Origin of the sequence: Flammeovirga sp. OC4, from assembly GCF_000812565.1 — a bacterium.
Classification (GTDB): domain Bacteria; phylum Bacteroidota; class Bacteroidia; order Cytophagales; family Flammeovirgaceae; genus Flammeovirga.
Genome location: NZ_JTAM01000061.1, coordinates 54,676 through 67,151, shown reverse-complemented (window position 1 = coordinate 67,151; position 12,476 = coordinate 54,676). Strand labels below are relative to the sequence as shown.

The following is a 12,476-nucleotide window of genomic DNA, read 5'->3' as shown; positions in this document are numbered from 1 at the left end:
TAACCTTTTTTTGTGTTGATATATTTTATTGAGCACAAATAAAAACCTTGATTTATCTTATTTATTTAATAGATCAAGGTTTCTACTACTACTTTCCTCCTAATTTAGGACTAATTATTTTGAGTAGTTATATTCTTCTCAGAAGCTAAAATAGCTTTCTTAGTTAGATCACTCTTAGCGTATGTAGGACAAGTCTTATAAGTTCGACAAGATGTAAGGCCTAATAATAATAGACCAATGCAAAAGATAAAAAAGCGTTTCATTATGTTTTAATTCTTATTTATTGTACCATTAAATTACAACCTCTTATATCAGAATTGTCAAAACGTCCTAGAACGTAAAACTGATTGGGTTGATCACCTGGAGCACCTATATCTTTTGTTTCTATAAAACAGCAAGATTCAATATTTCCAAGATCGATAACATTAATGCCTCCTCTTTTAGTTGTAGATAACGAAAAAGGGTCATTTATTTCCCTAAAAAATACCTTCATCCAAGGTGGACATTGAAATTGTTCATCACCTAACGAATATCCTTGTGATAAAAGCTCAGTCATTCCGTATTCAGAATGAATGTTTTCGGTTTGAAAAGCAGTTTTTAGCTGTTGATGTACTTCACTTCTTGTCATTTCTTTACGTCTGCCTTTCATTCCTCCTGTTTCCATAATAATAATATCTGAAAAGTTAGAAGGGAAATGTTCCGCAAAATCAAGTAATGCAAAAGTAACCCCAAACAATATTGCTTTCTCCCCTTTTGCTTGAATTTCAAGCAATTTGTGAGCCAACCTTTCATGATCATTTAGGTAAAAGTCAGAGTATTGACCAGATAAGTCCATAAAATCACTGACCATACAAATTAGAGAAGCATCATTTCGTTCTAAATAACTTGGTAAAAGTGCTAAAATATGTATTTTTTCAAGAGGTCCATAAAGCTCTTGAAAGTAGGTTGTCGTAATTTTTTTGTAGTGTGATAAATCAGAAACGTAGTGTTTGCTACGAATAGATCCTGTTGTTCCACTACTCTGAAAGATACGTTCTGTAGTAGAATTGCTACATAATACCTTTTGAGTCTTAAAAAATTCAATAGGCATAAATGGAATTTCACTAATCTTATGTATCTTATTATATGAAACGTTTAAGTGAGAAAGGTATTCAGCATAAATAGGATTTTCTTTTGCTTGAAAATGAAATGCTTCAATTGCCGCATTTTCAAAATCCCTTTCGTTCTTGATCGTAAATATTTTCTTTTTGAATTGATCTATAAATTCCATTAATATATATTGGATTAAACTATTGGTAATAAATTGTTTTACCTATTGAGTTCGATAAGCAAAATACTAAAAATTGCACATAAAAATATTAACCACTCTGATAAATCAATTATTAATCATATGATTTCGCAAAGATATAGAACACTACTCATCAAGCTACCTATTGGACTGTTAATGCTTTCAATATTCATGTCTTGTTTTGGTGAACCCGAATTTCCTAAAGAACCAGAAATTGAATTTGCTTGGATAGAAAACCATACCCCAGGTCAACGATTTGATAGTTTATATATTGGTATAAACTTCAAGGACGGTGATGGTGATTTGGGATTAGAACAAAGTGATACTGTTGGTCCATATGCACCTTATGAGGAGTTATTGCCTGGTGATTCAATATTAGTACCAAACAAATATCACTTCAATTACTTTGTGACTATCATGAAGAAGGAAGAAGGAGAATATCGAGTAGTTGAATTGGATTCTTTTTCTGGCCAAAACTTCAATGGTAGATTTCCTATGTTGAATAATTCGGGTAGAGAAAGACCACTAGAAGGAGAGTTAAGATATTACTTCACCCTATTCTATGATGGTACTAGCATCCAATCTCCGATATCAAAAGGTGATTCGATCAAAGTAAAAGTTCAAATTGTAGATAGAGCTCTGAATGAGAGCAACGAAATTATATCAACAGGTGTAGAAGTTGGTACACCTCAATCAAGAGAGGAGGGGGCTAACCAACCACCAGTTATAGAAGGAGATTAGATTATCCTTCGAAGTTAATAATAAATGAAATTTTGTGTAGACGGATCGCATCAACAAAAGGCATGTAAAGCGATTCTCCAGAGTGGTCCGCTACATTTACTAAACCGTGTGATACTCGTATTTCTGGTGAAAGACAGAACATACGATTATAGATGTGCATGCCAAATCCCCATGTAAAAGCCACATTATAGCTTTTTAGATTAACAAAAAACTCTTGTCTTGTAGACTCTTGTTTTGTTGCCACAGTAAAAGATGGTGTAATTCCTCCTAATAAATAGAACCGATGGTTGATTCTTCTATCAGATTGGTACTTTAGCATAATTGGAAATTCGAGCGTAGTATTAGATTGTAATTGGACTAAATCTTCATCAGTCACAACAATGTTGGAGGGTGGTAATTGATATCCCAATGTATCCATGGTAAACCTTCTAGAGTAAAACGATACATTAGGAGAGAACCGTAAGGCCCAATGATCATCTTTGGATAGCTTTACATTGAGTAGAAAACCTAAAAGGAAACTCGCTGTTGTCTGAGGGGTAATATATACAGCAGTTGTGTCAGTTCCGTTGATGCTAAAGGCATTTTCTGAAGGGTCTAAACCCACAGGAGATGATACAAAACCAATTTGAAATCCGTAGTGAAATTTTTTCTTGTCAAATTTCGGGAGGTTAATAATTGTATCGAGGGTTTTTCCCGTGTACTGACTATAAGAGTGATGTTGAATTCCTAAGGTCAGTACAAGGAAAAAAGTTGAAAAAATTATTTTTGACCAGTATAAACTGAGCTTATTCCAAATGTGAGTGAAGTACATGTTACCTTGTTATAGCCTAACTTCTCCATGATACCAGTGAAAGCATTACCATACGGGAATTGTTCAACTGACTCAGGAAGGTAAGTGTAAGCGGAGTTATCTTTTGAGACAATCTTTCCAATTAAAGGCAAAATATTCATTGAATAGAATCTGTAAAGCTGCTTAAATGGGAAGGATTGCGGTTGTGAGAATTCAAGTACAACTAATGTGCCATTAGGTTTAAGTACCCTTTTGATTTCCGTTAGTCCTTTTTCAAGATTCTCAAAATTACGAACTCCAAAAGCAACAGTCACTGCTTCGAAAGAATTATCTTCGAAAGGTAAGTTTTCAGAATCTCCGATTTGTAAATCAATTTTATCAGATAAACCTCTTTTTGCTACTTTTTCACGACCTACTTTCACCATACCTGCAGAGATATCAGCACCCGTGATTTTGTCTGGACTTAATGTGGTCCATGCTTGTAGCGCTAAATCTCCTGTTCCAGTAGCTACATCTAAGATTGTCTTCGGTTGTTGCTTTTTAAGTTTATTGATAGCAACTTTTCTCCAGTATATATCAATACCTCCACTTAAGACTCTATTCAACAAATCATACTTTGCTGAAATATTATCAAACATGTTAGCAACTTGTTCTTTTTTACCTTCTTCTCTGTTTTTATATGGGAGTACTGTCATGATTTCTTATTTTTTTATCTAACACATTGTTAGAATAATAGATATGATCTATATTGCTCGTTTAAAGCACTTTTTTTTCATAACGAACTTCAAACGTTTCACAAAATTATAACTTTTAAAGCGTAGACCAATGTGTTTTGTATATAAACTTTAAATACTATGATTTTGTTGACAAAATTCCTGATTAAATGACTTCAAAATTCACTTTTATTAAAATTTACACTTACAGAATTTTTCTTTTTTCATCTCTATTTTTTCTTTTTTCATCTCATTCAGCTTTAGCTCAGAAACTTAAAAAGTCATCAGAGCTCAAAAAGCACATGAAGTTTGCCGAAGAATCTATTGAATTCAACCTATACAAGGAGGCCATTGATGTGTTATTGGAAGTAGAAGAAGAAGGTCAAAAATTTGATGATTGGAACTTCATGGTAGGTTATGCCTATCAACATGCTTTGTATCTCAACAAGAGTAAGTCTTTAGAATATTTTGAAAGAATAAAAGATAGAGAGTTATATTATGAAATTGACTTCTATATAGCCAAAGCTTTACACTTGAATCATCGATTCGAAGAAGCTCATAAATTATTCGATAAGTTTATGAGAGATTATGATGAAATTGATGAAGAGACAGTATCCTTAATCGAAAGGTATAAATCACAATGTGTAGTGGGGCAACAACTCATGAACGATTCATTGGATTTATTGATTGTAAATTTAGGTGAAAATGTAAATACTAAATATAGCGAAATAGCACCTGTACTTTCTGCAGATGAAAATATGATGGTACTAACCTCTCGAAGAGAAGGAAGTAAAGGTGGAGAAATAGATGATCTATCTGGATTGTTTTATGAAGATGTGTATGTGACACATAGAAATAAAGAAGGAGAGTGGAGTAAAGTAGAAGCGATCAGTGATAATATAAATACGGAGCACCATGATGCGGCCGTTGGTTTATCACCAGACGGAAAAACATTGTTTTTGTATCATGCTGGTGGAAAAATTGGTAAAAATGGAGAATCTGGTGGAGATGTTTACCAAAGTAAGTGGAATGGACTAGATTGGTCATCCCCAAAGCCGTTGAAAGGGGCTATTAATTCTCCTTTTGCAGAGACACATGCTACGATCTCCGCAGATGGTAAATCAATTTATTTTACAAGTACTCGAAAAGGAAGAGCAACTTTAGGAGGACAGGATATTTATGTTTCTCACTTGCAAGCTGACGGTACTTGGGGAGAAGCAGAAAACCTGGGGCCTAATATCAATACAGAATATGATGAGGAAGGGCCTTTTGTGCACCCCAATGGAAAAATATTATACTTTTCTTCAAAAGGACATGAAGGAATGGGAGGATATGATATTTTTTATTCTGAATGGGACGATAAATTTAAGAAATGGGGAAAGGCTAAGAATATTGGTTATCCAATAAATACAGCAGATCATGACGTGTTTTATGTAATTTCATCTGATGGGGAAAGAGGCTATTTTTCATCAATTAGAGAAGATAGTTTTGGTGGGCCAGACATATATATGGCAATGATTCCTTCTAAAACAATCAATTTAATTGCAGTAAACGGAGAAGTGAGAGATGCTGAAACAAATAATTTAATTGAAGCCCAAATTAAGGTAATTGATAATAATACAGGTGAGGTTGTACAAGAGCTTATTGCTGATGGTGGGAAGTACCTTTTTTACCTAGACCCCAATAAAAATTATGGATTAAGAGTGATGCAAAATGGATATTTATTTCACTCTAAAAACATTTATATACCTGAGCAAACAGATTACATAGAGATATCAGAGACTATCGCATTACAAAAAATAGGAGACTTAAAAAGAGAGAAGTTAGAAAATATCTTTTTCGAAGAAAAAGGACTTACTTCACTCTCAGAATTTGAGTTAGATGATCTTGCTAAATTTATAAAAAGTGTAGAAGGTTATGTGATAGATATTAACGTTCACGCCGCAAAATATGATGGGAAAGATTCTTTAAAAGTCTTGAATTTAACGCAATCAAATGCTGAAAATATTTTTAAAGAATTAGTAACCAGAGGGGTAGACATGGAGAAGCTATCAGTACATGGTTATGGATGGCAACACCCTATTGCATCTAACTACTCTCAACTAGGAAGACTTAAAAATGAAAGAATCGAATATATAGTCAGAACGCCAGAGGAAATTGTAGTATTTGAAGAGATTATAGAAGATGTCGAAGAACCTTTACCTCAACTTACACCACATTTAGGCGAGGTTATGGATATTGCAGGTACAATTACTTTTGCATTCGGAAGTAATACTATTACAGATGAAAGTTATAGAATTATTGCTCAAGTTTTTGATGTGATGTACAGATACCCAAATCTAATTGTAGAAGTAGGAGGACATACCGATAATAGAGGGTCAAAATCTTTCAATTATAAACTAGGTGAAAAAAGAGCAAGGATCGTTGTTCAGGAACTCGTCAGATTGGGAATAGAGAAAGAGAGACTGCAATACAAAACTTTTGGATTTGATATGCCTATAGCTGACAATAATACTGAAGAGGGACGCGATAAAAATAGAAGAATTTCATTTACTCCTCTGATGTTTAAATAACGAATATAAATAAAGTGCTTAGTCAAAATTGTTTCATAGCTTTTCTTGTTTTCAGTGATTACAACAACTTAAAATAAAAAATAGTTCTTTTGAGAAGATTTTCTTAATGTTCCAAAGAGTGCTGTTTACTGCTATGAAATAATTTTTTCTTAGTAATTATCATAAGCTAACAATAATAAATTGTGTTTTGATACGTATTCAAAACGTAAAGCTATTTTATCACTATAAATTAATCATGAATCTGACTTTTAAGATTAACATTATGAAGACCTTTCCCATCTACTGCCTATTACTCTTGCTAGTACTCAACGTCACCTCTTTCGCTCAAGATGACGCCAACAAAAACAAATTAAGGAAAGCATTGAAGGTAGCTGAAACTTACCTTGACCTCGAAGAATATCATTATGTAGAAGAAGAAATGTTAGAGGCAGTGAAATATGCTCCTGATAACATACTTTGTAACTATTACTTAGGTATTTCTATATACAATGATTTGACAAAGAATAGAGTTGATGCATTACCTTATTTTCAAAAAGTATATGACAATGATCCTAACTTTAGACAAGTAGGGTATTGGTTGGGTAAGACGTATCAGATGGCACATCAGTTTTCACAAGCAGGTGAAATGTATACTCTCGAAAAGAAAAAATTGAGATCATTTACTCCAGAACAGAGACAGGATGAAGCGAAAATCGTTGGTTATGTCAATGTAACCCTAGACGAATTAGACCGATATATCGACCAATGTCATAGAGGCCCTGTTTTTATGGCAAATGCTGACAATAAAAATCTATTAAACTTGTCACTAGCCAATACTTACCTTCCAGACATTACTCCAATTATTACTGTAGATGGACAAAAACTATATTTTACTTCTCATCGACAAGATATCACTAGTCATCATGAATTAGACCCTCATGATCAATTACCATATCAAGATGTTTTTTACATGGAAAGAAGAGAAGATGGCTTTTGGTCCACGCCTAAACCATTTTCTGAAATTAATACAGAAGAACACGATGCTGCAATTGCATTGTCATCCGATGGAGAGCAATTATTCTTGTACAGAAGTGTTGGAGCAAGTACTTCTAACCCTGGTGATATTTATGAGGTAAATGATTATAGTGGTAAATGGTCTAATCCAAAGCCTATTGAAGCACCAATCAATTCTTCTGCTTTGGAGACACATATGAGTATGTCAGCAGATGGAAAAGTAATCATATTCACAAGTAACAGAGAACAAGATGATGCTCATGGAGGTATGGATTTATATATCATTCGTCAGTTACCAAATGGTCAATGGGCGCTCCCTCAAAATATGGGTGATAAAATAAATACTGAGCTAGATGAAGAATCACCATATATCCACCCCAATGGAAAGACGTTATATTTTAGTTCTCAAGGACATCACAGTATAGGAGGTTTTGATGTGTTTAAAGTTGATATTGATCTTAAGACAGGAGATTTAGGAGAGGTAATACAGTTAAACTATCCCGTCAATACAGCTAGTGATGATTTATTTTATGTGATGTCTGCCGATGGATTAGAGTCATACTTTAGTTCTGTAAGAGAAGAAGGAATGGGGGGGTATGATATCTATTGTGTCAAAAACAATGAATCCAACGAAAGAAGCGTTTCCTTTTTTGATTTAAAATTTGAAACGGAAGATAGGAGAAATGTAGATGTATTAGTAAAACTAATTAACGTCAAAACACAAGAAGTAGAGAAAGAACAGGTCTTAAGAGCAAATAGAGGAAAGTTGGAGTGGATGCATAGATGTAATGATAAATACGCACTTGAAGTTTATGCAGAAGGTTATTTATTGAAAACGGATCGTTTTGATTTTACAGCCATCAATAAACCTACAGTCAATATTGAAGAAACTTACACTCTACAAAGAATTGCAGCGAATAGATCCGAACCTTTAATGAATATTTATTTTGATGAGGATCAGACTATTAATATGTCTACGTCATCTTCTGAATTAAAAGCACTGAAAAGGTTCATTGAGGAAAATGATGATTATAGTATTGAAATTGTCGGGCACTCAAATTACAATCCTGAAAAGAGTAATTTAGTATTGGAATTTATATCTAAAACAAAGGCAATGGAAACACTAGATGCTCTGAAAACCATTGGTATCTCAGAAGAACTACTAGTGAATGAAAATGTGGGGTATGGAATTAGATACCCTAAATACTTGCCTAATAGCCCTAAGGCATGGAAAAATGATAGAATGGAATATATCATTAGACCAAAAGGGTATACTAAGTTAGCTTCAAGAGCTTCAGATTGTAGTGTAAGTAATTATGATACAAGTACTTATGTTTTAAGAGATGCAGAGGTAGTAGATGATGTTGTGAAAGTCAATAAAAAGTCAATCAGTCATTTACTCTCTGAATTAAAACAATGTTCATTTTTGGAATTAGTGATTTCTACTGATGCAGACCAAAATTACTTAGATGTTTCGAATGAAGTATTTGCATACTTTGAAAAAAATGGAATACCAAGAGAGCATTTGACTCTTCAAATAGAAGATGGTGCTGATTTGGCAATGCGTTTAAGGTATAAAAACCCTGATGATTATAAAATTACTTATGGTACAGTAGCCGTGGTAAAACCGCTTAGAGAAGAGGATCTAAATGATGGTGAAATTGCAGTGGTGAATCCTACTCCATCTAATCAAAGTATAGCAGTAAACGACACTAATCCTGAGAGTAAAAAATCTTTACAAACGGTAGCAATTACCAATGAGAAGGAAGATCTTGTGTTCGAAAAGGAAATAGAAGATATGACGATCATCTTCCCATTTAATTCAACTGAATTTGGAAATAGTGAAGATGCTACGCTTCAAAAAATTAAGGATTACTTGAATGCGAATCTAAGCAAGTCATTAAAAATTACGGGACATACCGATAATAGTGGTCCTGAAATTTATAACGAATACCTTGGTATGGAAAGAGCGAAGTCAGTCGCATATTTCTTTAGAGATATAGAAAACCCGAACAGAATCTATGTAGCAAGTAAGGGAGAGAAAGAACCAATGGTTTCAAATGACACAAGAAAAGGCAGAAAACAAAACAGAAGAATTCATTTTAAGTTTGGTGTTGTCACCGAAGGAGATGCAAAATAAAACTTTATAAAAAAAATAGGCTTCCATCAATTGGAAGCCTATTTTTTTATAAGAAGAAATGTAGATTAGTCTACAAATTCATCATAAACTGCTACTAAGTGTTCTGAGATCATTTCAGCAGAACGACCTTCGATGTGGTGTCTTTCAATGAAGTGAACCAATTCACCATCTTTAAATAAAGCAATTGATGGAGATGAAGGAGGATAAGGTAGCATTAATTCTCTTGCTTTTGCAACTGCTTCAGCGTCAACGCCAGCAAATACAGTAGCTAACTGAGAAGGTTTTTTAGTTGATGTTTGTAATGAGTGTAAAACACCTGGTCTACAAGTACCAGCAGCACAACCACAAACAGAGTTAATGACTAAAAGAGTAGTGCCTTCTTTAGCAACAGCCTCTTCCACTTGAGTAGCTGAAGTTAAATCAGCAAAACCATTGTCAGTTAACTCCAATTTCATAGGAGTTGTTAAATGTTCAGGATACATAATTTATATAAATTAAATTTTTCGTTTTCTATAAGAATCCAAGTTCTAATTTCGCTTCTTCAGACATCATGTCTGTTGTATAAGGAGGTTCGAAAGTTAATTCGATTTCCACTTCGCTTACTTCTTCTACAGCTTTAACAACCTGCTCAATTTCGCCAGGAATTTGTTCTGCTGAAGGACACGAAGGAGTTGTTAATGTCATAAGGACATGAACTTTATTAAGAGGAGGAATAATATTTATATCATAGATTAATCCTAACTCAAATACGTCTACAGGTATTTCTGGATCATAAACTGTTTTGATCGCAGTAATAATTTTATCTTTTAAGCCTTCTGTATTTTCCACTTGTATCTATTTTTTAAGATTAACTCTTTGCACTATAAGCTAAAGCGTAAAACTTCATTTGCTTAATCATTGAAGCAAAACCATTAGAACGTTGTGATCCAATTACTCCGTTCATACCGATTTTGTCAAAGAAGAATAAATCTGCATTAATAATTTCTTGAGGTGTTCGGTTGTTCAAAACACGAATTAATAAGCTGATAAGACCTTTTGTGATGTCTGTATTACTATCTGCATTGAAAATAACATGACCATCTACAAAGTCAGTAGTCAACCAAACCTTTGATTGACAACCTTTGATGATGTTTTCGTCTACCTTATCACTCTCATCTATAGCAGGAAGGTCTTGTCCCAATTCCATGATATAGAAAATTGTTGACTCTCTATCTCCATCTAAAAGATCAAACTCATCAATGATCTCATTTTGGATCTCCTCTATATTTTTTGTCATTACTGCCATTATATATCTTAAATTTTAACCAAACATTTTAACTATACGTACCAACCCTTCAATAAATTTATCAACTTCTTCAAACGTATTATAAGCGGAGAATGAAGCTCTTACAGTTCCTTCAAGCCCGTATCTAGCCATGAGTGGTTGAGTACAATGATGTCCTGTTCTTACAGCGATACCTCTGGCATCCAACATCATTCCGATATCATAATTATGTATATTTTCAATAACAAACGATAGTACACTCACTTTGTTTTGAGCTTCTCCGTATATTTTTGCAGTTGGAACCTCTTTCTTTAATTTCTCTGTAGCGTAGTCTAAAAGTGCTTTTTCGTGTGCTGCAATGTTCTCTTTACCCCACTTATTGATAAATTGAACTGCTACACCAAAAGCAATTGTATCCGCAATATTGGGTGTGCCTGCTTCAAACTTATAAGGGAGTTCGTTGAATGTTGTACCTTCAAAAGAAACTTCTTTGATCATTTCGCCACCACCTAAGAAAGGAGGCATCGCATTTAAAAGTTCTTCTTTTCCGTAAAGGAAGCCCATACCTGTAGGTCCAAACATTTTGTGTGCAGAAGTGACAAAGAAATCACAATCCATTGCTTGAACATCTACTGTAAGGTGAGCGGCAGATTGAGCACCATCAATTAGTACCTTAGCACCTATTGCATGTGCTTTTTGGATGATGTCTTCTACAGGATTAATAGTTCCTAAAGCATTAGAGGCGTGATTAACCGCCACGATCTTCACCTTTTCAGAAAGTAATTTTTCATACTCTTCGAAAATAATTTCACCTTCTTCGCTTACAGGAATAGGAAGTACAGAAGCACCTTTTTCTTTGGCGATAAGTTGCCAAGGTACAATGTTAGAGTGGTGTTCCATAGTAGAGACCAATACGATGTCTCCCTCATTAAGCACCATTCTTCCATAGGTTTGAGCTACAAGGTTGATTCCTTCGGTAGTTCCTTTTGTAAGAATAACTTCTTCTGATTTTCCTGCGTTGATAAACTCCTGAAGGAGCGTTCTTGTTTCTTCAAATGCCTTTGTGGCTTTATCTGCTAAAGTATGAGCACCTCTATGAACATTGGAATTGTAGCCATCATAATATTCTTGTAAAGCATCAACTACCACTTTGGGTTTTTGGTTGGTTGCTGCATTATCAAAATATATCAAAGCGTGTCCGTTTACCTCAGTGCTTAGAATAGGAAATTCTTTACGAAGTTGTTCTACATCAATCATTTTCTGTCTTATTTAGAATGAATCTACTCTAATTAAGTTGCAATTTTATATAAAAGTTCGTCTTGTTCAAGTTTCTTAAGCTATTCGTATCAAATAATTGCAAAAAAAGATGATTATATGAACAATTATTAATATTTGGAGTGAATTGCTTAAAAAAAATGAGACTTTTAATGTAAACTAATGACACACTTAAAAGTTCTTGAGAATTATTACCTTTTTGCAACATAATCTTATATGCAACAGTTTTGCAAATTAACTTTTTAACCATTTATTTTGCAGTATGGTAAAAATGTTGAGACAACAAGTAGCAAAATATGCAGATCAGATAGGTTTTACTGGATCGTTATTTTGCTTGATACACTGTATATTAACTTCAGGTGTTATTGTCATTAGTTCCGCTGTATCTCATATGGATGATCATCATCATGATCATGCACACACTTTAGATTTTTGGGGAGTACTAGACATCACAATGATTATTATTAGTGGGGTTGCAGTTTTCTTTGCAGTGAAGAAAACAAAGTCAAACATTCTGAAGAATGGTATGTGGTTATTTTATTCCGTATATGCTTTAAGTATGATGGTGAAGTATATTGGGTATGAACCATTATGGTTAGCGATTGTATCTTACAGTGCTTCTATTGGTTTGATTGCAAGTCATTTATTTAACCTAAAGCAAACACATACAAAGCAAAAAGAAGTTTGTACGTGTTAGCT

General features: G+C 33.8%; 11 protein-coding genes. 4 read left to right on the top strand and 7 right to left on the bottom strand.

Features of this window, described 5'->3' with window-relative positions:
• Window positions 1-280 precede the first annotated feature (280 nt).
• Window positions 281-1,270, bottom strand: coding sequence for a hypothetical protein (locus PL77_RS23175; RefSeq protein ID WP_044210803.1), 990 nt, complete (start codon window positions 1,268-1,270; stop codon window positions 281-283).
• Between the two features lie 120 nt (window positions 1,271-1,390).
• Between PL77_RS23175 and PL77_RS23170 the strand changes: the two genes are divergently transcribed.
• A complete protein-coding gene (locus tag PL77_RS23170) occupies window positions 1,391-2,029 on the top strand; it encodes a hypothetical protein (protein WP_156152504.1) in 639 nt (212 codons plus the stop codon).
• A 1-nt stretch (window position 2,030) separates the two neighbouring features.
• On the opposite strand, the gene PL77_RS23165 is transcribed toward PL77_RS23170, so the two are convergent.
• Window positions 2,031-2,840, bottom strand: coding sequence for an outer membrane beta-barrel protein (locus PL77_RS23165; RefSeq protein ID WP_044210799.1), 810 nt, complete (start codon window positions 2,838-2,840; stop codon window positions 2,031-2,033).
• The gene (ubiE, locus tag PL77_RS23160) at window positions 2,789-3,514 is read right to left on the bottom strand and encodes a bifunctional demethylmenaquinone methyltransferase/2-methoxy-6-polyprenyl-1,4-benzoquinol methylase UbiE (RefSeq protein WP_044210798.1); all 726 of its coding nucleotides are present in this window, start codon (window positions 3,512-3,514) and stop codon (window positions 2,789-2,791) included. Before ubiE ends, PL77_RS23165 begins: the two co-directional genes overlap by 52 nt.
• Before the next feature lie 320 nt (window positions 3,515-3,834).
• Here ubiE and PL77_RS23155 point away from each other — a divergent pair, with 320 nt between their 5' ends.
• The gene (locus PL77_RS23155) at window positions 3,835-6,105 is read left to right on the top strand and encodes an OmpA family protein (RefSeq protein ID WP_172665935.1); all 2,271 of its coding nucleotides are present in this window, start codon (window positions 3,835-3,837) and stop codon (window positions 6,103-6,105) included.
• Window positions 6,106-6,367: 262 nt separating this feature from the next.
• Window positions 6,368-9,238, top strand: a complete 2,871-nt coding sequence (locus PL77_RS23150; RefSeq protein ID WP_172665934.1) for an OmpA family protein — start codon at window positions 6,368-6,370, stop codon at window positions 9,236-9,238.
• Between the two features lie 65 nt (window positions 9,239-9,303).
• Here PL77_RS23150 and PL77_RS23145 read toward each other — a convergent pair whose 3' ends face one another.
• Genes PL77_RS23145 through PL77_RS23130 form a run of 4 tightly spaced genes read right to left on the bottom strand, consistent with a single transcriptional unit; the run spans window position 9,304 to window position 11,759 of the window.
• Window positions 9,304-9,720, bottom strand: a complete 417-nt coding sequence (locus PL77_RS23145) for a BrxA/BrxB family bacilliredoxin (RefSeq protein ID WP_044210795.1) — start codon at window positions 9,718-9,720, stop codon at window positions 9,304-9,306.
• A 28-nt stretch (window positions 9,721-9,748) separates the two neighbouring features.
• Window positions 9,749-10,066, bottom strand: a complete 318-nt coding sequence (locus tag PL77_RS23140; protein ID WP_044210794.1) for an iron-sulfur cluster assembly protein — start codon at window positions 10,064-10,066, stop codon at window positions 9,749-9,751.
• 19 nt (window positions 10,067-10,085) lie between these two features.
• Window positions 10,086-10,514: a SufE family protein gene (locus PL77_RS23135; RefSeq protein ID WP_044210814.1), complete on the bottom strand. Its 429-nt coding sequence runs from the start codon at window positions 10,512-10,514 to the stop codon at window positions 10,086-10,088.
• Window positions 10,515-10,538: 24 nt separating this feature from the next.
• A complete protein-coding gene (locus PL77_RS23130) occupies window positions 10,539-11,759 on the bottom strand; it encodes an aminotransferase class V-fold PLP-dependent enzyme (RefSeq protein ID WP_044210793.1) in 1,221 nt (406 codons plus the stop codon).
• Between the two features lie 289 nt (window positions 11,760-12,048).
• Here PL77_RS23130 and PL77_RS23120 point away from each other — a divergent pair, with 289 nt between their 5' ends.
• A complete protein-coding gene (locus PL77_RS23120; RefSeq protein WP_172665933.1) occupies window positions 12,049-12,474 on the top strand; it encodes a MerC domain-containing protein in 426 nt (141 codons plus the stop codon).
• The last annotated feature ends 2 nt before the right edge of the window (window positions 12,475-12,476 follow it).

What these genes read in the sequence shown, in the direction of transcription:
- PL77_RS23135 (WP_044210814.1), bottom strand. Translation starts at nt 10,514, where the DNA reads ATGACAAAAAATATAGAGGAGATCCAAAATGAGATCATTGATGAGTTT.
- PL77_RS23130 (WP_044210793.1), bottom strand. Translation starts at nt 11,759, where the DNA reads ATGATTGATGTAGAACAACTTCGTAAAGAATTTCCTATTCTAAGCACT.
- PL77_RS23150 (WP_172665934.1), top strand. Translation starts at nt 6,368, where the DNA reads ATGAAGACCTTTCCCATCTACTGCCTATTACTCTTGCTAGTACTCAAC.
- PL77_RS23175 (WP_044210803.1), bottom strand. Translation starts at nt 1,270, where the DNA reads ATGGAATTTATAGATCAATTCAAAAAGAAAATATTTACGATCAAGAAC.
- PL77_RS23120 (WP_172665933.1), top strand. Translation starts at nt 12,049, where the DNA reads ATGTTGAGACAACAAGTAGCAAAATATGCAGATCAGATAGGTTTTACT.
- ubiE (WP_044210798.1), bottom strand. Translation starts at nt 3,514, where the DNA reads ATGACAGTACTCCCATATAAAAACAGAGAAGAAGGTAAAAAAGAACAA.
- PL77_RS23170 (WP_156152504.1), top strand. Translation starts at nt 1,391, where the DNA reads ATGATTTCGCAAAGATATAGAACACTACTCATCAAGCTACCTATTGGA.
- PL77_RS23145 (WP_044210795.1), bottom strand. Translation starts at nt 9,720, where the DNA reads ATGTATCCTGAACATTTAACAACTCCTATGAAATTGGAGTTAACTGAC.
- PL77_RS23155 (WP_172665935.1), top strand. Translation starts at nt 3,835, where the DNA reads ATGAAGTTTGCCGAAGAATCTATTGAATTCAACCTATACAAGGAGGCC.
- PL77_RS23165 (WP_044210799.1), bottom strand. Translation starts at nt 2,840, where the DNA reads ATGTACTTCACTCACATTTGGAATAAGCTCAGTTTATACTGGTCAAAA.